Raw genomic sequence first — 24,151 nt, forward strand, 5'->3', positions numbered from 1 at the left:
GGAATGGACTGACCTTTTGCTTAATGGTACGACCATTTCGAGTCCGGCGCCGAAGCGCTGAGGCTGTTCCCCACAGGAGGATGCCCCATGGATTTTGAACTTCCCGATGAAATCGCCGAATTCCGCGAGGCCACGCGCCAGATCGTGGCCAATCTGCTGACCTATGAGACGGCCTTCCATGAAACCGGCAAGGTCGATCCCATCGTGCGCAAGACGCTCATCGAGAATGGCTATTTCGCCATGGCCCTGCCCGAGGAGCACGGCGGCCTTGGCCTTGGCGCGCTGGCGCAGGCGGTGGTGCAGATCGAACTCGCGCGCCTTCCTCCCCAGTTCTGGACCGAACTGCGCCCGCTGATGGGGCCTGGTGCCCGCAACATCGTGCAGCATGGCAGCGAGGAGCAGAAAGCCCGCCTGCTGCCCGGCATGGCCAGCGGCGAGATCGGCATCGCCTTTGCCCTGACCGAGCCCAATTCGGGTTCCGATCCCGGCTCGATGCGCACCACCGCCGTCCGCAATGCCGACGGCTGGCTGATCAATGGCAGCAAGACCTTCATTTCCAACGGCAAGAACGCCAAATATGTGATCGTCTATGCCTATACCGACAAGAGCGCTGGCCCGCGCGGCGGCATCACCGCCTTCCTGATGCCCGCCGACACGCCCGGCTTTGCGGTCACCGGCACGATCGAGCTGATGGGCACGGCTTCGCCCGGTGTCTATGAACTCTCCTTCGACAATTGCCAGCTGCCCGAGGATGCGGTGATCGGCGAATTGGGGCGCGGCTTCCATTATGCGCTGGAAGGCCTGAACGAGGGCCGCATGAATGTCGGCGCCACGGCTGTCGGCATGGGCGAATATGCGCTGGAGCTGGCCATCGCGGAATCGAAGGTGCGCCCGGCGTTCGGCGGGGTGATCTCCGACTTTCAGGCGATCCGCCATTACATCGCCACCATGGCCACCGATATGCGCGCGGCGCGGCTGATCCTGCTCGATGCCGCCTGGCGCTACGATCAGGGCGAGAAGAAGCGCGAGCTGGCCTCGATGGCCAAGCTGTTCGCCACCGAGGCGGGTAGCCGCACCGTGGACACCGCGTTGCAGATCTTCGGCGGCAATGGCTATTGCAAGGGCTTCGCCATCGAGCGGCTTTATCGCGATATCCGCATCACGCGGATCTATGAAGGGTCTTCGGAGATCCAGCGCAACACCATCGCGCGCGAATTGCTGCGCTAAAGGGAAGGGGCCGGGGGTTGAACCTCCGGCCACTTTGCCATGGCGATCAGAGCAGATCGCCCGAGGCGCGCAGGGCGCTCAAATCCTCGCCTGACAGGCCCAGTTCCGCGCTCAGCACGGCATCGCCATCGGCGCCAAGCTGCGAAACGTGATTGCGCGCCCTGGCCTGCGACCCGCTCATGCGGAAGGGCGGGTTGGGGACGCGGTAGGGGCCAGCGCCGTCGTCGATTTCGGCGAAGGCTTCCCGGGCGGCGAGTTGCGGATCGTCCAGCACCTCATCCATGCTGCGGTAGAGGCCGCAGGGCACGCCGTGTTTCGCAAGGATCGCCTCGGCTTCGGTGCTGCTGCGCTGGCTGGTCCATACCTCCACTTCGGACAGCAGTGCGGCCCAATTGGCGTTGCGATCGGCATTGGTGCGAAAGCGCGGGTCCTGCTGCCATTCGGGATGGCCCACCGCCTCGGTCAGTTGCTCGAAATTGCGCGGGCTGGTGGGGGCGACCATGATAAAGCCGTCGCGCGTGCGCAGCGGCGTGTAAAGCGGACGCCGCGCATCGCCGGGGAATTGCGCCGCCTGGGTTTCATAGACCAGCATGCCCACCATCGCCTCCAGCATGGAGACGTCGATATATTGCCCCTGACCGGTGCGCTCGCGCTGATAGAGCGCGGCCTGGATCGCGCCGAAAGCATGGGTGCCGCCCAGCACATCGCCGATGAAGACGCCGCTGGTGGCCGGGCGCGTGGCATCGTCCTGATAGTGCAGATTGACCATGTCGAAGCCGCTGGCGGCATGGATCACCGGGGCATAGGCGGGTTGATGCGCCTTGGGCCCGCTCTGCCCATAGCCCGAGATCGAGCAATAGATCAGCCGTGGATTGAGTGCGGAAAGCGTGGCGTAATCGAGGCCGAAGCGGGCCATCACGCCGGGGCGGAAATTCTCGATCACCACATCGAAGCGCGGCACCATGCGGTGGATCAGATCGCGGATTTCAGGCGCCTTGAGATTGCAGGCGAGCGAGCGCTTCCCGGCGTTGAGATGGCCGAAATAGGCGCTGTGGCCCTGGCGCATCGGCGGGCGGGCGCGCACCTGATCGCCTTCGAGCGATTCGATCTTGATGACCTCCGCCCCCAGATCGGCCAGCATGCGCGAGGCGAAGGGCCCGGCCATCACGCTGGTGAAATCGAGCACCCGCACATCGCAAAGCGCATCGCGGGGCGGGGTATCGACAGGGGCGGTCATAGGCTCTCCCATTATAAAAGTATAATGGTCCTACCTATTGCATGCGGGTGCATGGCGGTCAATCGCGCAGAACGCGCGGTTGCGGTTGCGCGATGGTGAAAAGGTCAGGCTCCGCCGCGTGCCTTGATGTTCTTGCGCACATGGCGGTGAATGCGCTCCAGATGCTTGCGCATTTCCAGAGCGGCGGCATCGGCATCGCGTTTGCGCAAATGGCGGATCAGGCGCAGGCGCGAATCGATCAGCGTTTCCTGCAAGGTCTCGTAATCGGGGCCCTGCACGAATTGATGGAGGATCGAGGACAGCGAATTGACGAAGATGCCATAGATGCGGTTCTTCGTGGCGCGTGCCAGCACCTCATACCATTGCGCAGCGCATTCATAGCGCGCCTCGACGCCGGTTTCCTGTTTGGTGCGTTCGGCGATCGCCTCCAGTTCGGCCAGATCCGTTTCACTCGCCCTTTCGCAGGCGAGCCGCACGATGATGTCCAGCGTGGCGAGACGCGCTTCGGTCAGTTCCTCCAGCGAGACCTTGCCCAGATGCACATAGTCCTGCATCGCCTGCACGATGCGGTCCGGCTCGGCCGCCTGGATGAAGGAGCCGCCCTTCACGCCCTTGGTGTTGCGGATGATGCCGGAAACCTCAAGGCTGCGCAGCGCTTCGCGCAGGGCGCTGCGGCTCACCTGGAACTCGATGGCCAGGTCGCGCTCGGCGGGCAGCTTGTCGCCCGTCTTGAGCGTGCCCGCCGCCAGCTGCGAGCGGATCTGCTCGCAGATCGCCTCGAAGGCGCGCTGGGTCTTGATCGGGGCGAAATTGGGCTTGGCGGCGGTTGTGGTCGGCATCGCGGGATCACTTTCGAGCAGGATGCATCGTCTATAGCGCCTGCGCAAAAAGGGGCAATGGCCGGACCGTAGCGGCTTGACAGCACGCCCCTCTTTCTTAATGGTAAGACCATTCAAAATTTAGATGACATGGGATGCCGGATATGAAGATTCTCGTGCCTGTCAAACGGGTGATCGACTACAATGCCAAGCCGCGGCTGAAGCCGGATGGCTCGGGTGTGGATCTGTCCAATGTGAAGATGAGCCTCAATCCTTTCGATGAAATCGCCGTCGAGGAAGCGGTTCGCCTGAAGGAAAAGGGCGTTGCCGCCGAGGTGATCGTCCTCTCGGTCGGCCCGGCCAAGGCGGTCGAGGTCTTGCGCACCGCTTTGGCGATGGGGGCCGATCGCGCGATCCATGTGCAGAGCGACGAGGCGGTCGAGCCGCTGGCCGTTGCCAAGATCCTGAAAGCCGTGGCCGGGGAAGAACAGCCCGGACTGATCATTCTGGGCAAGCAGGCCATCGATGATGATTGCAACCAGACCGGCCAGATGCTGGCAGGGCTGATGGGCCGCCCGCAAGGCACCTTCGCCTCGCAGGTGGTGGTGGACGGCGACAGTGTGCTGGTCACCCGCGAGATCGACGGCGGGCTGGAGACGGTGAAGCTGGCGCTGCCCGCGATCGTCACCACCGATCTGCGCCTCAACGAACCGCGTTATGCCAGCCTGCCCAACATCATGAAAGCCAAGTCCAAGCCGCTGGCGACCAGGACGCCGGCCGATCTGGGCGTGGACGTCACCCCGCGCCTCGCCACGGTGAAGGTGGCCGAGCCGCCGGTGCGCGGCGCCGGGATCAAGGTGGCCGATGCCGATGCGCTGGCGGCCAAACTCAAGGATATGGGGGTTGCGTGAAATGACAGTTCTGATCTGGGTCGAACACGACAATGCCGCGGTGAAGGATGCCACGCTGGCCACGGTGACCGCCGCGACGCAACTGGGCGAGGTGGTCGCGCTGGTGGCGGGGCAGGGCTGCGGCGCGGTGGCGGCGGCAGCGGCCAACATCGCGGGCGTCTCGCGCGTGCTGCTGGCCGAGGATGAAGCCTATGCCCATGGTCTGGCCGACAATGTTGCGCCGCTGATCGCCGGGCTGATGGCGGATTACGATGCCTTCGTTGCGCCCGCCACCACCTCGGGCAAGAACATCGCGCCGCGCGTGGCGGCGCTGCTCGATGTGATGCAGGTCTCGGAAATCCTCTCGGTCGAGGGGCCCAGAACCTTCACCCGCCCGATCTATGCCGGCAATGTGATCGCCACGGTGGAGAGCCGCGATCCCAAGCTGGTGCTGACCGTGCGCACCACCGCTTTCGCCAAGGCGGCGCCCACGGGCGGTTCCACAACCGTCGAAACCATCGCCGGGCCGGGCGATGCCGGCCTGTCCAGCTTTGTCGGCGCGCAGATCGCCAGCAGTGAGCGCCCCGAACTGACCAGCGCCAAGGTGGTGGTCTCGGGCGGGCGGGCGCTGAAGGATGCCGCCACCTTCGAGGCGGTGATCCTGCCGCTGGCCGATAAGCTCGGCGCGGGCGTGGGCGCATCGCGCGCGGCGGTGGATGCCGGCTATGTGCCCAACGATTATCAGGTTGGCCAGACCGGCAAGATCGTGGCGCCGGAGGTTTATATCGCTGTGGGCATCTCGGGCGCGATCCAGCATCTGGCGGGGATGAAGGACAGCAAGACCATCATCGCCATCAACAAGGATGAGGATGCGCCGATCTTCCAGATCGCCGACATCGGCCTGGTCGCCGATCTGTTCGAGGCGGTGCCGGACCTGACGGCCAAACTATGAGTGAAGACCAGCCGATGCCTGGACGCGAAGCGATGGAGTATGATGTCGTCATCGTGGGGGGCGGCCCGGCCGGGCTGTCCGCCGCGATCCGGCTCAAGCAGCAGGATGCGGGCATCCGCGTCTGCGTGCTGGAAAAGGGCAGCGAGATCGGGGCGCATATCCTCTCGGGCGCGGTGGTCGATCCGCGCGCGCTCGATGAGCTGATCCCCGATTGGCGCGAGCGCGATTGCCCGCTGGCCGCCGTACCGGTGACGGACAACCGGCACTGGTTTCTGACCAAAAACGGCAAGTTTTCCGTGCCGCACTGGCTCACGCCCGGCTGGATGCACAACAAGGGCACCTACACCGGATCGCTGGGCAATCTGTGCCGCTGGCTGGCGGCTCAGGCCGAGGAACTGGGGGTGGAAATCTTCCCCGGCTTCGCCGCCGCCGAAATGCTCTATGACGAGCATGGCGCGGTGCGCGGCGTGGCGACCGGCGATATGGGCGTGGGACGCGATGGTCAGCCCAAAGATGATTATCAGCCGGGTATGGAACTCCATGCCCGCTACACGCTGTTTGCCGAGGGTGCGCGGGGGCATCTCACCAAACAGGTGATTGCGCATCATGCGCTGGATGCCGCAAGCCAGCCGCAGGTCTATGGGCTGGGGCTGAAGGAACTGTGGGATATTGCTCCTCACAAACATCAGCCCGGGCTGGTGATTCATACGCAAGGTTGGCCACTGAGCGATGCTTACGGCGGGGGCTTTCTCTACCATCAGGCCGACGGGCAGGTGGCGCTCGGCTTTGTGGTGGGGCTGGGCTATCGCAATCCGCATCTCTCGCCCTTCGGCGAGTTCCAGCGCTGGAAGCAGCATCCAGAGATCCGCCGTTGTCTCGAAGGCGGCAAGCGCATCTCCTATGGCGCGCGTGTCATCAACGAGGGCGGCTGGCAGAGTGTTCCCAAGCTGACCTTCCCCGGCGGCGCGTTGGTGGGTTGCGCGGCGGGTTTCGTCAATGTGCCGCGCATCAAGGGCAGCCATACCGCGATGAAAAGCGGCATGCTGGCCGCCGAGGCTGCTGCGGCGGCGCTTTCGGCCGGGCGCGGGGGCGATGCTCTGGACGGTTATGAGGCTGCGCTGCGCTCCAGCTGGGTGGCGAAGGAGTTGCGTATGGTGCGCAACGTCCAGCCGTTGATCGCGCGTTTTGGCGCCATATTGGGCACGGCGCTGGCTGGCGTGGAGATGTGGATGCGCACGCTGGGCATGGGTCTGCCCTATACGCTGGCGCATCATTCCGATCGTGGCTTGAGCCGCAAGGATGCTGCCCGGCCCATCACCTATCCCGCGCCCGATGGGGTGATCAGCTTCGACCGCCTGTCCTCGGTCTTTGTTTCCAACACCAACCACGAGGAGGATCAGCCGGTGCATCTGCATCTGGCCGATCCGGCGCTGCCGATCGACCGGAATCTTCCGCTGTATGGCGAACCGGCGCGGCTCTATTGCCCGGCGGGCGTCTATGAGGTGACCGGACAGGAGGAAGGCGACCCGCGCTTCGTCATCAACCCGCAGAACTGCCTGCATTGCAAGACCTGCGACATCAAGGACCCGGCGGCCAACATCACCTGGGTCACACCCGAGGGCGGTGGGGGCCCCAACTATCCCAATATGTGATCTGGCGAGATTGCGGAAAACCCCGGCCCCTTGAAGGAGTCGGGGTTTTCACGTGGTGGGACAAGAGTGCCCGGCCCCAGGACGGGGCCGGGCCTTGCAAGGTCATTTGAAGGTGAAGCCGAAGGTCACGCCATAGGTGGCCGGCATGCCCGCCAGCCGGGCGGCGCTGTCGGTGGAACTGATCACATTGGTCCAGTAGTATTTGTTGAGAAGGTTCTTGGCCCAGACCATCACGCGCCAGCCATGGCCTGACTCGTAACCCGCCCGCGCATCGACCGTGGCATAGCCGTCGATCACAAAGGGTTGCGTCACGCCGGGCGCGGCGGCGGCATAGCCGAGCCCGGCGAGATAGAGCGGGTTGGTGGCCTGGATACGGCTGGTGGTGAGGTTCTGCGCATTGAAGACGGCATCGGTCTTGGTGCGTGCGGTCACCGTGGTGCCGGCGAAGATCGCGGCATCATTGCCCAATTCGTGGCGCCAGCCGATATCGACGCTGCCGGACCATTTCGGCGTGAAGGGCAGGGGATCGCCCGCGAAATTCTGGTTGGCATTGCCCACCGAATCCACGCCATTGTAGGTCAGCACCCTGGAGTTGAGATAAGTCACGCCGCCGGTGATCGTGATCTCGGGGATCTCGCGGACGGTCAGATCGGCCTCCAGACCCCAGATGCGCGATTTGGGGACATTCACCTCGGCTTCCAGATCGCCGAAGATCGGGTCCAGCAATTTGCCGCGCACCTGCTTGTTGCGATAATCGTAATAGAAGGCGGCGGAGTTGAGGCTCAGCTTGTGATCGGCGGATTGCAGCTTGGCGCCCAGCTCATAGGCCAGCACCGACTCCTGCGTCACGGGAAGCAGCGGGGTGAAGGTGGCCGCCGCCAGGCTGGGGAAGCTGCCGCTCTTGTAGCCCTTTGAAACGGTGCCATAGAGCAGCGCGCGCGGCGTCATCTGAAAGTTGATGCCAGCCTTCCACGAGACATTGCTTTCGTTCAGCTTGGCCACGAAAGGTTCGCCTGGCACGCCCAGCGGGCCCGGGCCATAGGGCGAGATGATGGTCACGCCCTTGGGGATCGGCACGTTGATCGCATTGAGCGTGTAGCAGCCCGCATAGTTGATCGGTGTGAAGCTCTGGCCGGTCAGGCTGCCCAGATAATTGAAGAGCTTGTCATCGTTGCCGCCCGGGATGGTGCTGCCGCAGACATTGGCGCTGTTATGGGAATCGGTATAGCGCACGCCACCGATCAGAGTCAGGCGGTCGATCAACTTGTATTCGGCATTGCCGAAGATCGCCCAATTGGTGATGCTCTGGTGATTGTCGACCGCGCTGCCGTTGATATAGAGATTGCCGGCATTGTCGGCGGTGTTGTCGAAGATGCGCAGCAACTGGTTTTCGTCGGTGACTGTTCGCTCGAAATTGCCGCCCAGGATCCATTTCAGCGCGCCATGGCCGGAATTGGCAAGGCGCAGCTCCTGGTTGAAGGTGCGGATCATGCCGTCGTTGCGCTGAAGCGCAAAGGTCACGATGTCATTGCCGTCACCGCCGACGCGCTGGCGCTGGTCGAAGTGATCGTAGGAGGTCATGCTGGTGAGGGTGATGTCGGGGGTGAGGTCGATGTCGCCGCGCAGCGCGATCTGCCAGAAGGTACGATCGCTGAACTGCCGGAAATCGGAGTAGCTCGCCGTGCCCGGCTGGGTCGAGCCATCGGCATTGATGACGCCCGTTGCCGGATCCAGCGCCTGGTTCACCCAATTGGCGGCCCGGGCATTGTTGGGCGCGAAAGGCGAGGCCAGCAGCCGCGAGATCAGCGCGGGTGAAGCGCCCTTGCCCTGCGGGTTGAGCAGGATCAGCTGCTGCGCCTGGGGCTGCGACGTGTCCTTGTAGCCGTTCACGGACAGCTCGAACCGGGCGGCGGAGGTGGGTTTCCAGTCGAGCAGCAGGCGACCGGCGGCAAAGGAGATATGGCCGTTGGTGTCGTTGGGGCGTGAGATGCTGTATTGCCAGTCATCCATATGCGAGCCGGTGGCCGCAATGCGGAAGCCCAGCGTGTCGGTCAGGGGCCCGCTGATATAGGCATTGGCGTCGATCGAATTGAAGCGGCCATAGCTGATGTCGCCACCGGCCTGCAGGGATTTGGTGGGCTTGGCGGCAATGTAGTTGATCGCGCCGCCCGTGGCATTCTCGCCGAAAAGCGTGCCCTGCGGACCTTTGAGCACCTCGACGCGCTCGAGGTCGAAGGCGGCGTGGCTGGCCATCACCGGGAAGGGCAGCGGCGCCTGATCGACATAGACGCTGACGGCGGGATAGACCCCCAGGGAGCTGTCGTTGAAGCCCACGCCGCGCAGCGTGAAGATCGGTGTGTTGGCGTTGGAAGCCGCAAAGGACAGGCCCGGCACCACCGAGGCCAGATCCGAAAGCGAGACGATCTTGCGCTCCTTCAGGTCATTGCCCGAGACCGCTGTGATCGACAGACCGACCTTGTTGATGTTTTCCTCGCGCTTGTTGGCGGTGACGATGATGTCCTGAATACCCGGCTGCTGTGCCTGTTGCGGCGCAGGCGCATCCTCTGCCATGGCGGGGCCAGCGAAGATTGCCGTGACTGCAAGCACAGAAAGTCCCGAAAGAAGCCTCTTTTTGGCCATCATGATCTCTCCCTTTTTTACGATTATTGTTCTCGCGCAGCCGCCTTTATGGGGTGCGCGTTTCTCGTCCCGGCCAGACGCAGCCCTTCACGGTCAGCCGCCTCTGCTTTTCTTGTCTGATGTGATGTTTCTGCGATCCGGGCAGCGCGCGTTGGAGCTGCGTGCGTGCCGGCCGCTTCACGCGATAACGAAGGCAGGTGGAATTCAAAAATTGAATTAAGGTCCGACCATTCAAAAAGCGGAACCAGGAAGCCTTTTCCCCGCCAACCCCAGCCAGATGCCAGGGCGGCTTGGAAGCATGTTCAACGCTTGGTGAAGCGGATGGGCAGGGTCTTGTAGCCGCCCACGAAATTGGTTTCGACCATGCGTGGATCGCCGGCCAGTTCGATGCTGCCCAGATGCGGCAGCAGCTCCTCGAAGAGCACGCGCATCTCCAGCTTGGCCAGATGCTGGCCCAGGCACATATGCGGGCCGAAGCCGAAGGCGATATGCGGATTGGGCGAACGGGTGATGTCGAAGCGCGCCGGATCGACAAAGACCTCTTCATCGCGGTTGCCCGATGGATAGCACATCATCAGCCGGTCCATGGCGCGGATGGTCTGCCCACGCACCTGCGTGTCTTCCACCGCGTTGCGCATGAAATGCTTGACCGGGCTGGTCCAGCGGATGGCCTCATCCACCAGTCCCTTCACCAGCGCGGGGTCTTCCCGCAGTTTCGTGAGATTCTCGGGGTAGAGCAGCATGCCGTGCAGGCCGCCCGCGGTCGAGGAGGAGGTGGTGTCATGCCCCGCTGTGGCGATGGCGACATAATAGCCATTGGCCTCGTTGCGGGGGATGGGGGCGCCATTGACCTGCGCATTGGCGATCAGCGAAAGCATGTCGTCGGTGGGGTGGGCGCGGCGCTGCGCACTCAGATCGTCGAAATAGGCGTAGAAATCCTCAAGCGTGGCGGCCCACATCTTGGCGGCCACCACCGGATCGGCGGCGATCTCGGGGCGCTGCTCTTCGGGATCATGGACGCCGAAGAACTCCTGCGTTAGCTTGAGCATGCGCGGTTCATCCTCGGGAGGCACGCCGAACAGCGTCATGATGACGCGCAGCGGATAATGCAGCGCAAAGTCGCGCACGAAATCGCATTCGCCATCGAAGTCGAGCAGTTTCCCGACGCTCTGGCGGGCCAGGGCGCGGATCTGATCTTCCAGCTTGGCAATCCGGTTCGGCATGAACCAGCTCTGGGTCAGGTTGCGATAGGCGGCGTGCTCGGGCGGGTCCATATAGGTGAGCGAGGAAATCAGCCGCGTCGAGCCGCCGTTGATCTGGCGCATGAAAGCGTCGGAGGCGCGGTCGTTGAGGATCGGATTGTGATCGGCGTTGTGGAACAGTTTGGCGTTCAGTTCGATCGCGCGAATATCGGCATGTTTGGTCACGATCCAGATCGGATCGTAGCCCTCCACCTCGGCCACACCCAAAGGCATGTTCTCGCGCAGCCATTGGAAGGCGGGATAGATTACGGCGTCATCGGTGTAGGACTTGGGCGAGATGACGATCCGCGCGATATCCTGCGGGATCAGCGGGCGCAGCCCGGCTTCGAGTGTGGTGCTCATGGGGGTCCTCTCCACGCTTTTGTTATTTTGCGTATGAGTTATACGTAATACTTGGAGGATGCGGACGTCAATTGCCCTTAAAGGTCGGACCACAAGCCGCCAGATCCAGGAAAAACTTTATTTCCCTGATGGATGGGGGCTGGGCAGAGGCCGGGATTTGAATAGGGCGCATGAAATTGAATGGCTGGCCGCATGAGAAAGCGTGGTGTCAGCCCTCTGTTGGCGTGTTGCGCAAGGCCTCGACATGGCGAAAAAACGCCTGCTGGCGCAACAGGCCGAAGAAATCGAGCATCAGCGGCAGCGCGCGCTCGACCATGCGGGCGGCCTCATCGACCTCGATCCGGCCGCTGACGCGCTGCAAAAAGGTGGTGGCCTCCCAGCGGCCCACGAAATCGGCGGCTTCGATATAGAAGCCCAGGATCTCGGGCGTGTAATCGAGATGGCCGTCGAAACCGGCCTTGCGCATCTCGCCCCAGATCCGCACGATTTGCGCGCTGGACAGCGAAAGCATGGCGCCCTGCCGCGTTTCGATGATCCTGAGGATGCCGATGCGTGCCAGCGTGCGGGCATCCTCCTCGGCATGGGGATAGGTTTCGAGCAGCGATGCGATGGCGACGGGCGGCCCATCCGCCCCGGAGCGATGGGCAACCAGCTGCTCCAGCTTGTCGAGCGTGCTGGCACCGACCCGCCCCGGCGCCGGGCTGCCATCCATCAGCGCGCCGATCTGGGCCAGAGTCAGCCGGCTGTCCTGCTGCAATTGGCGGATGGCGAGGATCGCCTCGACATGTTTCTCGTCATAATCCGCGACATTGCGCCCGGAGCGATGCGGCTCGGGGATCAGTCGATGGCGCAGATAGACCCTTATCGTCTCGCGGTGGACCCCGGTCCTGGCTTCCAGATCGCGCATCTTCATCGCGATGATTTAGAGCATCACAGGGTGGTGCGGGCAATCGTTCATTTCCCACAGGGTCTGCGCGGCGACGATCGGGGGAGCGCCGCCGCGCATCACGCTCAGTCGCCCAGCAGGGCGGTGACGGTCTTGGTTTCGGTGTAGGCCAGCACGCCCTCCTCGCCCACTTCACGCCCCCAGCCCGATTCCTTGACGCCGCCAAAGGGCGCCGAAGGATCGTTCATGCCATGGGTGTTGATCCAGACCGTCCCGGCCTGAAGCTTGCGGGCGGTGAGATGCGCGCGCGACAGGTCATTGGTCCAGATGTTGGCGGCCAGGCCATAGCGCGTGTCATTGGCGAGCTTGACCACCTCTTCCACATCGTCGAAGGGCGTGGCGACCAGCACCGGGCCGAAGATTTCCTCACGCACAATGCTGGCATCGGCGGCAGGGTTGGCGAAGATGGTCGGCTCCACGAAATAGCCTGTATCGGAGCCTGTGCCGCCGCCGGTCACCACCTCGGCCCCGCTGGCGCGGCCCTGGGCGATGTAATCCAGCACGCGCTCCTGCTGATTGCGCGAGACCAGGGGCCCCAGCATCGTGTCGGGATCGCGGCCATGGCCCAGCTTGAAGGTCTTGGCCACGGCGGCCACGCTTTCGAGCACCCGCTCATAAACGGGCCGCTCAATGTAGAGGCGCGAGGCGGCCAGACAGACCTGACCCGAATTGAAGAAGATGGCCAGCGCCGCGCCGATGGCCGCCTTGTCCAGATCGGCATCGGCAAAGATCAGCGAGGGCGACTTGCCGCCCAGCTCCAGCGTGATGCGCTTGAGATCGCGCGCCGCCGTCTGCACGATCTGCTTGCCCACCCGGGTCGAACCGGTGAAGGCGATCTTGTTCACGCCGGGATGTTCGACCAGCGCCTGCCCGGCCTCATGGCCATAGCCGGTCACCACATTGAGCACGCCCTCGGGCAGGCCCGCCTCCAGCGCCAGTTCGGCCAGCCGCAGCGCGGTGAGCGGCGTGACCTCCGAAGGCTTCAGCACGATGGTGCAGCCCGCCGCCAGTGCCGTCGCCACCTTCCAGGCCGCCATCGCCAGCGGATAGTTCCAGGGCACGATCTGGCCGACGACGCCGATGGGCTCACGCAGCGAATAGGAGTGATACTGCCGCCCGTCACCCGAGATGGGGTTGACCTGCCCGTGAATTTTCGAGCACCAGCCCGCCATATAGCGGAAGATGTCCACCGCCGCCGGGACATCGACCGCCAGCGCGTGATGCACCGCCTTGCCATTGTCATAGCTTTCGAGCAGCGCCAGCTCATGGGCATGCTCCTCGATCTTGCGGGCGATGTTTTCGATGATCTTCGCGCGGTCGAGCGGACGCATGCGTGACCAGGCGGCGGATTCGAAGGCCTTGCGCGCCTGGGCGACCGCGCGGTCGACATCCTCGGCCCCGCCGGCCGGAACGCTGGCGATCAGCTGGCCGGTGGCGGGATCTTCCACATCGATCGTCTTGCCGCCGGCGGCCTGCTGCCAGTCGCCGCCGATCAGCATGCGTGTGGTGGGCAAGGCGACCTCATGGCCAGCCTCGCCGTAACGGGCCGATGTTGCGTGTTCAGTCATGGTGCTCTCCATCTTTATCGGGGTATGGGGCCGCAGGTCAGTCGAAGGAGGTGATCACGCTGCGGGCGATCGCGCCGCCTTTCAGTTCGCGGTAGGCATCGTTGATCTGCGACAGCTCGATCTCGCGCGAGATCAGATCGTCGAGGTTGAGCAGCCCCTGCAGATAGAGGCGCGCATACATCGGAATGTCATGCTTGATGTTGGAGGAGCCCATATAGACCCCGCGCACATCGACCTGGTTGGTCAGAAGATCGATGGTGACGTTGACATCGATGGTGGCATCGGGTGCGTGAACCCCGATCAGATAGGCGGTGCCGCCCTTGCGCGCCATCTTGATCGCCTGCTGCGAGGTGGCCTTGATGCCCACCACCTCGAAGGCGTGATCGACCCCCACCTCGCTCAATGCCCTGACGGCGGCCACGGCATCGCCCTGCGAGGCATCGACGAAATCGGTGGCGCCGAACTTGCGGGCCAGCTCTTCCTTCTTGGCCTGCGTGTCGATGGCGATGATCCGCGCCGCCCCGGCCAGCTTCGCGCCGGAGATGACGTTCAGCCCCACGCCGCCGATGCCGATCACCGCCACCGTATCGCCGGGGCGCACTTTTGCGGCGTTGATCGCCGCCCCCGCGCCGGTGATCGTGCCGCAACCCAGCAGCGAGGCCTGGGCAAAGGGGATTTCCCTTGGCACCTTGGCCAGCTGATGCTCATGCACCAGCGCCTGTTCGGCAAAGGCCCCGGTGCCGAACACCTGGCTGACAGCCTGCCCCGCGCGGGACAGGCGCTGGTCCTCCTCGCCGCCGCGCAGGGTTTCCTCGGGGTGATCGCATTGCCAGGTCCGTCCGCCGATGCAGGAGGAGCAATGGCCGCAGAACTGGATCAGCGAACCCACGACATGATCGCCCGGCGCGAATTCCCGCACCTCGGGCCCCACGGCGGTGACGATTCCCGCCAGCTCATGGCCCAGCACGGCGGGCAGCGGCACGCCAAAATCCTTCTCGGCGAAATGCAGGTCGGAATGGCACAGGCCTGAGGCCTTGACCTGCACCAGCACCTCTTTCCCGCGCGGCTGATCGATTTCGATCTGCTCGATCTGGAAGCTTCCATCGATGGTGTTGAGAACGGCTGCTTTCATTTTCATGTCTTCGCTCCGCAGGGAAGGGATGGTCAGGCCGTCATGGCCCGCACGATGTCATTCATATCGGTGACGGTTTCGAGCTGCTCGCAAAGCTGGCGCAGCCGTGTCAGCTGCACGCCGGGCAGGGGGCGGGCCGCGAAAGCCGCGCAGCGCGCCAGCTTCTCGCCCAGATCGTCCCAGTTCATCGGGTTGCGTGTGTGGCCCTTGGTGTAGGGGGTGACATGCTCGAAGACGCGCCCGTTCGTCAGGGTGATGCGGACGCTGAAACCCTCGAACTGATCGGTGATCGCGGGATCGGCGCGGATATGGATGCGCTTCATGAGCGCCTGCCGGTCCGCGCGCAGGATCTGGTCGGCGCGCAGATCGCCCAGAAAGAAGCCGCCCTCCAGCGCGGCGGTGGCTATGGTGTAGGGGGCGCTGAACATCGCCTCGGGCGTGGTGCGGGGGTGCCATTTGGCGGCGGCCGGCTCGAAGGTCATGCGCGCGCTTTCGCTGCCGACGCAGTCGATCCGCTCGATGTCGGCGGCGTCTAGTGCGTTGTCACGCATGATGGCGACGGTGCTGGCAATGAAGGAATGGGTGAATTTGCAGGCCGAATAGGGCTTCATCGACAGCCCCTCAGCCAGTTGCCAATGGCTGCCGAGCCCTTCGGTGAGCAGTTCGGGCCGCACATCCTCCCAGGCGATATGCCGCAGGATGCCGCTTGGCACGCCCTGGAAGATGCCGCGCGGCGCTGTCACCCCGCGCTGGGTCAGCAGCACCGCCTTGACTGCCGTATCGGCGGCAAAGGCATGCTGCACCCGGGGCATCTGCGTGCCTTCCGAATATTTGTTGTACTCGGACATGCCATGGACGGTGTAAGCCATGCCAAGCGCGTTCCATGTCTGATCGGCATCCAGCCCCAGCAGCCGCGCCACCGAGGCGGTGGCGCAGAGCGGGCCGTTCCATTCGCCCGGCATGCCCCAATTGGTGTGATAGCGCACCAGGTTGAGCGCGGCACTGGCCCGCACCCCCACCTCGCCCCCGGTGACATAGGCCGTGATGAAGTCGCGCCCGGTTATGGCACGCTCGCCCAGATCCAGCACCGAAAGCATGGCGGGCACATTCCATTCGGTGATATGGCCGCCGGTCTCATGCACATCGCCCATATCGATGGCGCGGGCCATCACGCCATTGGCAAAGGCGGCCATGGGTGCGGGCACCTTGTGGCCATAGACCAGCACGCTGGCCTGAGGCGCGCCCCCCCATTCGGCAACCAGATCGGCGATGGCCGGGCTGACCTCCCAGCCCGAACCGGCGATGGTGACGGCCAGCGTGTCGAAGATGGCGCGCTTGGCCAGATCGATGACCGGGGGCGGAAGGTCCTCGAAGCGGGTGTCCGCCACCATCCGGGCCAGCGGCCCTGAGGGATCGTCCTGCGGCAGCACGGGGTTTTCATGCTTCACGTTTGTTCTCCGGGGGGTGAGAGAGGGTGTCGATCAGGGTGGTGAAGGACGGCAGGTCATGGCGATCGGGATCGAGCGCATTGCCGGCGAACCAGATCCTTTCGCGCCGTGCCTGTTCCTCGCCATAGGTCAGGATCGCCTCGCGGGCGGGGGCGGAGAGGGCGATGGTGCCGTTCTCGCCCAGAATGATGCGGTCGATGATACCGCCCAGCGCACGGATGGCGGCATTGGCATCGCCAGTGCCCGCCTGCTCCAGCCCGGCGGACAGCGCATCGTGGAAGGCGTGATCCACACAGGGCAGCAGCTGCCGGCCCAGCGCGATCATCGCCGCCAGCGAGGCCGCCTCGAAAGCCTCGGCCCAGCGCCATTGCTGGCCGATCATCTGGAGATGGCCGATGCACAGCCTGATCTGATCCCGCGCCAGGCGTTCGCGCGTGGGCAGGGCGGGCAGGATCGCCTGTTCAAGGGCCTTGACGATGCAGGCGATGCGAAGGTCGATATCCGGCAGCATGGCTCAGCCCTCCCGCAGCAAACGGACGATATCGCCCAGAAACACCGCGCCGGCCGAGCCCAGCCAGGTCAGCACCACCTCCTGATGGTTGTTGCCCTCGATCGAGGCGCGCATCGCTTGCCCCAGATCCATCACCGCGCATTTGTAGGCGTTGAGCACCTCGTAATAGCGCAGGCGCACCGGATCGATGATGTTGCCCGAGGCCTGCTGATAGTGCTCGACAAACTGCTGGCGCGGCAGCAGGCCGCTGACCAGAAAGACGCCATCCTCGCGCCATGATCCGAACAGCTTCTGCATGGTCCAGGCGATGTCTTCATGGAAGTCGCCGATATGGGCCAGCTCCCAGTCGAGGATCGCGGTGAAGGTGCCGCTGGCCTCCTCGAACATGAAATTGCCCATGCGCAGATCGCCATGCACCAGCATGGGCGCTTCGCAGACCGGGGCATTCTCGCGCAGCCAGCGCTCGGCTAGCGTGACGATCGGCACCGGTTCGACCAGACAGTCCCACCACACGCGCGACCACCAGTTGACCTGCCAGATCGCCGCCTGAAGGGTGCCGGGGGGCGGGGCGGCAAAGAAAGTCCAGTCCTGGGCACGCCAGTCGAAACGGTGGGTTGCGGCCAGGGCATGGATGTATTGCGGCGCCAGACTGGCGGCCAGATCGCCCAGATGCGATCCCATGCCGGACACACCCTTGCCGCTGCTGACCGTGGGTTCCGTCACGCCATGCACGAAATCGAGGATCACCGCCGGTTGCCCCAGCACATCGCCGTCGGCATCGACATGGCGGACCTTTGCCACCGGGAGCGTGCCCGCGATCTTCTGCTGCACCTCTGCCTCCCGGCCCCGGCAGGTCTGCGAGATCGCCTCCAGCGGGTCCATGCGCAGGATCAGCCTTTCGGGCGCCTGGCGGCCTGCATGGCGAAGCGTGAAGGCGAACTGCTCCTTGGAGGCCCCCCCGGCCATGCGTTCGACCTCGGTGATGACCGGGCGGTCCAGACCTCGGGCGGTCAGGAAGTTGCCGAGCATCGCGGCAACCTCGGGCGCTGATTTGGGGCGGTAAGGCCCGGAGGATCGCAGCCTGAGCGTGCGATCCAGAACATGGCGGATGCGCGGCTCGATCTCATCGCGGTCCCATAGATCGACGGGCGCCGGTGCGGTCGGCGGGAAACGATCCGACAGGGTTATGCCGTTATCCGCCATCATCCGAACCGCCGGACATAGGGTTTGGCGAATTTCAGATAGTCGCGGTTCCAGCAGAACTCGCACCAGCCGGTTCCCGCCTCGCCATCGATGGTGGCGGTGACCACCGATTCATTGAGAAGCACCTTGGGATCGAGGTCGAGCTGATATTTCGCGAAAGCCTGGCAATCGACGAAGACACTGCGACCGTCGGTGTCGGTCACTGTGACCTGGAAGCGGTCGTGCATCATCCGGCTATCATAGTCGATCTCGTAATCGACCGAGCGGATGTGCCGCATCACGCCATTCTTGTAGAGATAGCCGCGCAGCTCCACCCGCCCGAAGGACTGCATCTCGAAGAAATGCACCGAGGCGCCGGCCGTGGTGGCGTGGATCCATTTGTAATGCTGGTTGAGCCCCCAGACCCTTGGCCCCCAGCTGTGATCGCGGATCATGAAATTGTTGAGCGGATAGTTCCGCCCATCGACGCAGAGATTGCCCTTGACGATGCCATGCTGCTCGGTGCGGTCGTCGCCATAATAGGGCGGATTGCCCTTGGGGTGCGAGCTGAAGGCATAGGGCGGATGCAGCGCTTCCCACCGCCCCTCGAACTGGATGCGGTCACCCGACCAGCCCAGATCCACCACCTTGTGGGGTTCGCGCACCGCCATCAGCAGCGGGCCGAAACGCCAGTCGTCGAAATCGAGATCGTCAGCCACCTGCGTTTCGACCTGCTCCTCGATGGGGGCGTCGAAGGCCGGGCCGAAGAGGAACAGCCGGCCCTTGGCATGGCCATTGGCCCGAACGGTGGGATAATAGAAACCCGCGATGCCGTAATGGGGCAGGACGAACTGATGGGTCAGCGATTCCCGGCCGTCCTCGCTCAATCTGTGGCGAAAGGCGTCCTTCGCGGGGCAATCGGCGATGGGCTGTGTGATCTCGGGCATGGCTCGAACCTCCTTGCGGCACGAATGGGGATCAGCGGTATTTGAACGCGAAGGTGACGCCATAGGTCACCGGACGGCCGGCAAAACGCGCGGCGGAATCATTGCCGGGGTTCACATTGGTCCAGTAGTATTTGTTGAAGAGGTTCTTGCCCCAGATCGTCACGCGCCAGCGATCATGCGGCGCGGCATAACCGATCTGGCCATCGACGGTGGCATAGCCGTCAAGCTGGAAGACATTCTGCACGCCCGGCTTGTAGATGGTGGTGGCGCTGGCCGGTACGGAGATGCGCTCGCCGCCCAGCACGGCATAGGAGGTGCTGCGCGCGGTGACGCCCAGACCCAGGAAAGGCGCGCCGCCATCGGCCAGCTCATGCCGGTAATCGAGGTTGAACGAGCCCGACCATTGCGGCGTGAAGGGCAGGGGATCGCCACGGAACTGGTCCGACTGGCCCAGCACATTGACGCCCTGATACTCCAGAACCTTGGAGTCGAGATAGGTCACGGCGCCGGTCAGGGTCAGGCCCTTGACGGGGCGCAGCGTGGCATCGCCCTCGAAGCCCTGAATGCGCGAGCGCGGCACGTTGATCAGAATGTCGAGCGTGCCGAAAATCGGGTCCAGTGTTTTTCCGCGCACCTGCTTGTCGCGATAGTCGTAGTAGAAGGCGGCGGCGTTGAGGCTCAGCTTGCGGTCGAACAGCTGGGTCTTGATGCCGGCCTCATAGGCGGTGACCGATTCCTGAGTCACCGGCCGCAGCGCGCTCTGGATCGCTGCCGCCAGGCTCGGGAAGGAGCCTGCCTTGTAGCCGCGCGAGACATTGGCATAGAGCAGCATGCGCGGCGTCATCTGGAAATCGGCGCCCGCCCGCCACGAGACATTGTCCTGCTTCAGGGTCTGCATCACCGGCACGCGCCCGGGCACATTGTTGGCGTTGAGCGTGTAGCAGTCGCTCGCAGTGATGGGCGTGAAGGGCACCGTGCCCAGCAACCCGCCCAGTGCATTGAACAGGGTGGCGACATTGCCATCGCCCGCCGCATAGCCGCAGATCGCCGATTGATTGCGGGTGGAGGTGTAGCGCGCGGCGCCTTTCAGCGTCAGCCTGTCGATCGGTTTCCATTCGAGATTGCCGAAAGCGGCATAATTCTCGATGCTCTGATGGTTGGTCACGCCGCTGGCGTTGATGAAGAGATTGGCGGGGTTGTTGTTGGTGCCGTCGCGATAGAGCAGGACCTGCCGCTCGAAGGTGTTGCTGCGCTCGTAATTGCCGCCCACGATCCAGCGCAGTGTGCTCGTCTGGTCATTGGCGAGGCGTACTTCCTGGTTGAAGGAGTTGATATGCCCGTCATTCTGCCCCAGGTCGAAGATCAGCAGTGACATGCCGTCGCCATCGGTGACCTGCGTCTGCTTGTAGCGGTCGTAGGAGGTGAGCGAGGTGAGGGTGAGCCCGCCGCCCAGCTCGACATCGCCGCGCAGCGAGGCCTGGAAGAAGCCGCGATCGGCGCGGGGGCGGTCGACACCGGTCGACCAGTCCGCCGCCCGCGCATTGTTGGGCGCGAAGGGATAGTTCAGCAGTGCGGGTGAGGCATATTGCGGAATTTGCGCGAAGATCAGCGTGAGCTGCTGGGCCTGAGGGTCGGAGGTGTCACGCCAGCCATTGACGTTGAGCAGGAGATGGGCGGCATCGAAAGGCTTCCAGTCCAGCAACAGCCGCCCGGCGACATAGCGCTGCTTTCCAAGCCTGTCGTTGCGGGTGTAGCTGTATTGCCAGTCGTCGGAGCGCAGCGCGGTGCCGGCCAGCCTGAAGCCCAGCCTTTCGGTAAGCGGCCCGCTGATATAGGCGTTGCCATCGAGCTGGTTGAAACGGCCATAGGAGATATTGCCGCCCGCGCTCAGCGACGAGGTGGGCTTGGCGGCGATGTAGTTGATGGCGCCACCGGTCGAATTTTGTCCGAAAAGCGTGCCCTGAGGCCCCTTGAGCACTTCGAGGCGTTCAAGATCATAGGCGACATGGCTGGCCATCACCGGAAAGGGCAGTGGCGTCTGGTCGAGATAGACGCTCACCGCCGGATAGACGCCCAGCGAGCTTTCGTTGAAGCCCACGCCGCGCAGGGTGAAGATCGGCGTGTTGGTGGCCGAAGGCGCATAGGCCAGCCCCGGCACCGAACTGGCGACATCTTCCATGCTGGTCAGCTTGCGGTTGGTGAGCGTATCGCCCGAGATCGCGGTGATCGACAGGCCGACCTTGCTGATGTTCTCGGAACGTTTGTTGGCGGTGACCACGATCTCGGCCCCGTCGGGCACCCTGGATGCCGCGGCATCCGGCACCGATGCGGTCGTTTGGGCCATGGACGGCGCGGTCAGAACCAGTCCGCCCGCGCTGGAGACACAACACAACAGGGTCGCCCGCCAGTTCATACACTCTCCCCTTTATCGGCACCGTTCATGCGGTGCTGTTTCTGACGGGGAGGCTATCTGCCGGAAATTTTTGGGACAAATCCAATTCGCGGGGCATCATTCAAAAAGTATAATGGTATGACCTTAATGTGATTGATAGATCAGCACTTCTTTGATGCCGCATGGCGCGGGCAGTGTTATCGGGCGGCGTTTGCTGCTTTGATGGCATCCCGGCCTGAAAAACGGGCTGCCGGACCCGTTGCACCCGTCTTGCGGGTGAGTGGATGCACCGGAGCTTAAATCCCTGTTTTCCAATAGCATGATCGAAATCCTATTTGGGCTGCGGCAACGGTGTTGCTAGCCGGTGCATCGCTGGATGGTTAATCCATTCAACCATTTAAGAATGAAAGCTTCCGCTTCGCGCATGACGAGGATGAAGGAAGCAACCGCCCGGGACGCACAGATGGACAGGCGCCGCATGGCCAGCACTCCCGCTTTTTCGCCGCCGATGATGGGCATGGCGACAGCGCGAGGACTGGCAGATGGCATCCCGGGATCAAGACGGAGGATGCCATGAAGTCGACTGCTCTGGTTTTATTGATGATTCTTGCGCCCTCCGTGGCTTTTGCGCAGACCGGACAGGAGCATGATCCTGCCAGCACGCCCCTCTCGCCATCCAGTCCTTCTGTGGAGCCCGGCACCAATGCCCCGGCACAAGGCACTCTGCCCGGCACAGTGGCACAGTCCCCCACCACGGATTATGCACGCTTCGAGGCGCTCCGCCCCAAAGGCTGGGACATTCCTTTCCCCCGCATTCAGGATACGATCGCCCAGGATGCGGGCGGTGTCCGCTCCGCGCTGGCCGATGCCGGTATCGGCATCATGGGCTTGAGCGCGAACACGGGTGTTTACAATCTGCGCGGCGACAGCACGCCCGGCGCCAGCTACAACGGGCGCAAGCCGACCTATGAGGTGGGCATCCAGTGCATCTTCCTCAGCTTCGACACCGGCAAGATCGGTCTGGAGGGCGGGCAGTTTCTGGTGACCGCGGCCTCCGTGACCAACGGCCTGCGGCAGATCGACGGGCCGCGCTTCACCCGCATCACCAACCTCGCCTATTATCAGGCGCTTGCCCATGGCCATGTCGAGGTCAAGGTGGGCTATCTGGACAATCTGCAGGAATTTGTCGGCACGGCGGTGGCGGGCAGTCTGGCCTCGGGCAATCTCGGGCCCCAGGCGCAGATTCCGGTGCAACTCGGCTTTGGCTACAATGGCATTGGCGCCCCCGCGATCAATGTGCGCCTGAACGCCAGCAATGGCCTCTACACCAAATTCGGCGCCCAGCGCAGCCTGCCGCCGGGCGGGGCCAATGCCGAGGTGCCGCTCAATGGCGGGCTGGGGTTGCGCTTCAATCTGCCGGGCGCGCGGGCCCTGTTCGTCGATGAGGTCGGTCTGCACCGCGAGGCGGAGGCGGGGCAGCGCTCACTGTGGTTTCGTGCGGGCGTGATCTACAACACGACCCGTTTCACGAATTATAAGACCGGCGGAACAAGCGAGAATTACGCCCTTTATGCCGCCGTTGATCGGCAGTTGACCCAGACCGACAAGGACAGGCCATTTCGCGGGGTCTATCTCGGAGCCTCGGTGAATTACGCTCCTTCGAGCCGCAATCTCTACAGCCAATATTACGAGGCGCGCGTTTATGGCATCGGCCTGATCAAGAAGCGGCCTTTCGATCTGGCATCGATTGTCGCCTCCTACAACAAGCTGTCGAATTTTGCCCTGGATGCGATTGTGCCCAATCAGAAATCCCAGGACTATGCGGCATCGGTGGTGGCCAGCTATGCCTATCGGGTGACGCACGGGCTCTATCTTCAGCCGGGTCTCGGACTGGTGAAAAATCCGACCTATGCGCCCAAGGTGCCCCTGGCGGTGAACGGCTATCTGAGCCTGTCACTGCTGATTTGAGCCAGGTTGCACATACCAGCCTGGCTTGATGCCTACGAGCCTTTGATTCTGGAGTTTCAGGCGCATCTGCTCTGATGCGCCATGATACTCTAGGTTTTTTGTCCGCATTGGCTAAGCTTGAACGCTATGTCTGGATGAAAGACAATGATTGACCCAGATTATCGCCCCCACCGCAGCGCGCGATAGGTGGCAACGGTCGTTCAATTTCTCCGGTCATGAAAAATTTCCCAATGATGTGAGTGCCCATCCCGTTCAGCCTTGGGCGCCAAAGCGCCTGATATTCGGGCCTCCGGCAAACCCGGGGCGATTCACATCCGGTGCTTGCTCCTTGGGGGCTCAAGATCTGGCGGAGGCCCACTCAACCGCTGCATCGAACAGGCGCAGCCCGGCCGGCGACAGGTTGGTGAAGGTGTCATTGTTGAGGAACATCATCACCCGGCGGGCCGGGGCCAGGGCCTCGTAATCCATCGTCGCGCCCTTTTCATAGCCGAAGATCGCCGCCTTCTCGGGCTGGCCGTAGAGTGTGGCGATGGTGGTGGCGCCAAGGCCGGGCTTGCCCCAGCTCATCGGCGCCTGTTTGACATAGACATTGGCCAGCCCCGCCGGCAGGCCGCCCGCCATGGGATGCGGCGCGTTGACGATCCAGAGATAACGCTCCTTCTCGGCCTCGCCGAAATCGGCATCGTGGCGCTTGCCGGTCATCGCCAGATCGTCGAGGCAGTCGTTTTCCCAGGTGAGCAGCGGCACAGGGGATTGGCGCCAGCCCGGATCGACATCCTTGGCCGACACCGTGGAAGAAAGGATCACCAGATCGAAACCCTTGGCGGCGTAGGGCGCGGCGCGCTGGTCGGCGATGTCCACGGCGTAACCAGCGGCGTGCAGATGATCGCGCACCTTCAGGTCGATGGGCAGATTGGGGCCTGCCTGCTGCACCACCAGCAGGATGCGTCTGGCCGCCCCCGCCGCGAAGGTGGGCGAGGCGGCCAGCGCCGCCGTTGCGGCAAAGCCCAGAGCAAAGCTGCGACGGTTCATCATCC

At 63.6% G+C, this 24,151-nt stretch carries 19 protein-coding genes; 5 read left to right on the forward strand and 14 right to left on the reverse strand.

Features of this window, described 5'->3' with window-relative positions:
* Positions 1–87 precede the first annotated feature (87 nt).
* Entirely contained in the window at positions 88–1,227 is a 1,140-nt protein-coding gene (locus SR3_RS09365; RefSeq protein WP_068084289.1) for an acyl-CoA dehydrogenase family protein, read from the forward strand.
* 46 nt (positions 1,228–1,273) lie between these two features.
* Here SR3_RS09365 and SR3_RS09370 read toward each other — a convergent pair whose 3' ends face one another.
* Positions 1,274–2,464, reverse strand: coding sequence for a CaiB/BaiF CoA transferase family protein (locus tag SR3_RS09370; RefSeq protein WP_068084292.1), 1,191 nt, complete (start codon positions 2,462–2,464; stop codon positions 1,274–1,276).
* Between the two features lie 104 nt (positions 2,465–2,568).
* Complete coding sequence (locus SR3_RS09375; RefSeq protein WP_068084295.1) at positions 2,569–3,303, reverse strand: FadR/GntR family transcriptional regulator; 735 nt, start codon at positions 3,301–3,303, stop codon at positions 2,569–2,571.
* A gap of 143 nt (positions 3,304–3,446) precedes the next feature.
* Here SR3_RS09375 and SR3_RS09380 point away from each other — a divergent pair, with 143 nt between their 5' ends.
* Genes SR3_RS09380 through SR3_RS09390 form a run of 3 tightly spaced genes read left to right on the forward strand, consistent with a single transcriptional unit; the run spans position 3,447 to position 6,776 of the window.
* Positions 3,447–4,193 carry an electron transfer flavoprotein subunit beta/FixA family protein gene (locus SR3_RS09380; RefSeq protein WP_068084440.1) on the forward strand — a complete coding sequence of 249 codons (747 nt, stop codon included), beginning with the start codon at positions 3,447–3,449 and terminating at the stop codon, positions 4,191–4,193.
* Between the two features lies 1 nt (position 4,194).
* Complete coding sequence (locus SR3_RS09385) at positions 4,195–5,124, forward strand: electron transfer flavoprotein subunit alpha/FixB family protein (protein WP_068084297.1); 930 nt, start codon at positions 4,195–4,197, stop codon at positions 5,122–5,124.
* Positions 5,125–5,138: 14 nt separating this feature from the next.
* Positions 5,139–6,776 carry an electron transfer flavoprotein-ubiquinone oxidoreductase gene (locus tag SR3_RS09390; protein WP_068084300.1) on the forward strand — a complete coding sequence of 546 codons (1,638 nt, stop codon included), beginning with the start codon at positions 5,139–5,141 and terminating at the stop codon, positions 6,774–6,776.
* A gap of 102 nt (positions 6,777–6,878) precedes the next feature.
* Here the strand turns inward: SR3_RS09390 and SR3_RS09395 are convergent, their stop codons facing one another.
* From SR3_RS09395 to SR3_RS31230, 11 genes are all read right to left on the reverse strand, one after another.
* Positions 6,879–9,383 carry a TonB-dependent receptor gene (locus SR3_RS09395; protein ID WP_169805596.1) on the reverse strand — a complete coding sequence of 835 codons (2,505 nt, stop codon included), beginning with the start codon at positions 9,381–9,383 and terminating at the stop codon, positions 6,879–6,881.
* A 335-nt stretch (positions 9,384–9,718) separates the two neighbouring features.
* Positions 9,719–11,020: a cytochrome P450 gene (locus SR3_RS09400; RefSeq protein WP_068084307.1), complete on the reverse strand. Its 1,302-nt coding sequence runs from the start codon at positions 11,018–11,020 to the stop codon at positions 9,719–9,721.
* A 208-nt stretch (positions 11,021–11,228) separates the two neighbouring features.
* Complete coding sequence (locus tag SR3_RS09405) at positions 11,229–11,933, reverse strand: MerR family transcriptional regulator (RefSeq protein WP_068084310.1); 705 nt, start codon at positions 11,931–11,933, stop codon at positions 11,229–11,231.
* Between the two features lie 98 nt (positions 11,934–12,031).
* Entirely contained in the window at positions 12,032–13,534 is a 1,503-nt protein-coding gene (locus tag SR3_RS09410) for an aldehyde dehydrogenase family protein (RefSeq protein WP_281198714.1), read from the reverse strand.
* 37 nt (positions 13,535–13,571) lie between these two features.
* Entirely contained in the window at positions 13,572–14,666 is a 1,095-nt protein-coding gene (locus SR3_RS09415) for a zinc-binding dehydrogenase (protein ID WP_068084313.1), read from the reverse strand.
* Positions 14,667–14,698: 32 nt separating this feature from the next.
* Complete coding sequence (locus tag SR3_RS09420) at positions 14,699–16,114, reverse strand: MmgE/PrpD family protein (protein WP_068084316.1); 1,416 nt, start codon at positions 16,112–16,114, stop codon at positions 14,699–14,701.
* Positions 16,104–16,625 (reverse strand): hypothetical protein, encoded by a 522-nt coding sequence (locus SR3_RS09425; RefSeq protein ID WP_068084319.1) that lies wholly within the window; start codon positions 16,623–16,625, stop codon positions 16,104–16,106. The genes SR3_RS09420 and SR3_RS09425 overlap by 11 nt, the downstream gene beginning before the upstream one ends.
* Positions 16,626–16,628: 3 nt before the next feature.
* Positions 16,629–17,831, reverse strand: a complete 1,203-nt coding sequence (locus tag SR3_RS09430; RefSeq protein ID WP_245653840.1) for a phosphotransferase family protein — start codon at positions 17,829–17,831, stop codon at positions 16,629–16,631.
* Positions 17,828–18,754: a DUF7064 domain-containing protein gene (locus SR3_RS09435; protein ID WP_068084322.1), complete on the reverse strand. Its 927-nt coding sequence runs from the start codon at positions 18,752–18,754 to the stop codon at positions 17,828–17,830. The genes SR3_RS09430 and SR3_RS09435 overlap by 4 nt, the downstream gene beginning before the upstream one ends.
* 31 nt (positions 18,755–18,785) lie before the next feature.
* A complete protein-coding gene (locus tag SR3_RS09440; RefSeq protein WP_068084325.1) occupies positions 18,786–21,167 on the reverse strand; it encodes a TonB-dependent receptor in 2,382 nt (793 codons plus the stop codon).
* Between the two features lie 336 nt (positions 21,168–21,503).
* The gene (locus tag SR3_RS31230; RefSeq protein WP_157098744.1) at positions 21,504–21,665 is read right to left on the reverse strand and encodes a hypothetical protein; all 162 of its coding nucleotides are present in this window, start codon (positions 21,663–21,665) and stop codon (positions 21,504–21,506) included.
* 54 nt (positions 21,666–21,719) lie between these two features.
* Here SR3_RS31230 and SR3_RS09445 point away from each other — a divergent pair, with 54 nt between their 5' ends.
* The gene (locus SR3_RS09445; RefSeq protein WP_084455271.1) at positions 21,720–23,114 is read left to right on the forward strand and encodes a carbohydrate porin; all 1,395 of its coding nucleotides are present in this window, start codon (positions 21,720–21,722) and stop codon (positions 23,112–23,114) included.
* A 336-nt stretch (positions 23,115–23,450) separates the two neighbouring features.
* Here SR3_RS09445 and SR3_RS09450 read toward each other — a convergent pair whose 3' ends face one another.
* The gene (locus tag SR3_RS09450; RefSeq protein ID WP_068084331.1) at positions 23,451–24,146 is read right to left on the reverse strand and encodes a hypothetical protein; all 696 of its coding nucleotides are present in this window, start codon (positions 24,144–24,146) and stop codon (positions 23,451–23,453) included.
* Between the last annotated feature and the right edge of the window lie 5 nt (positions 24,147–24,151).

This window comes from Novosphingobium rosa NBRC 15208 (assembly GCF_001598555.1).
Classification (GTDB): domain Bacteria; phylum Pseudomonadota; class Alphaproteobacteria; order Sphingomonadales; family Sphingomonadaceae; genus Novosphingobium; species Novosphingobium rosa.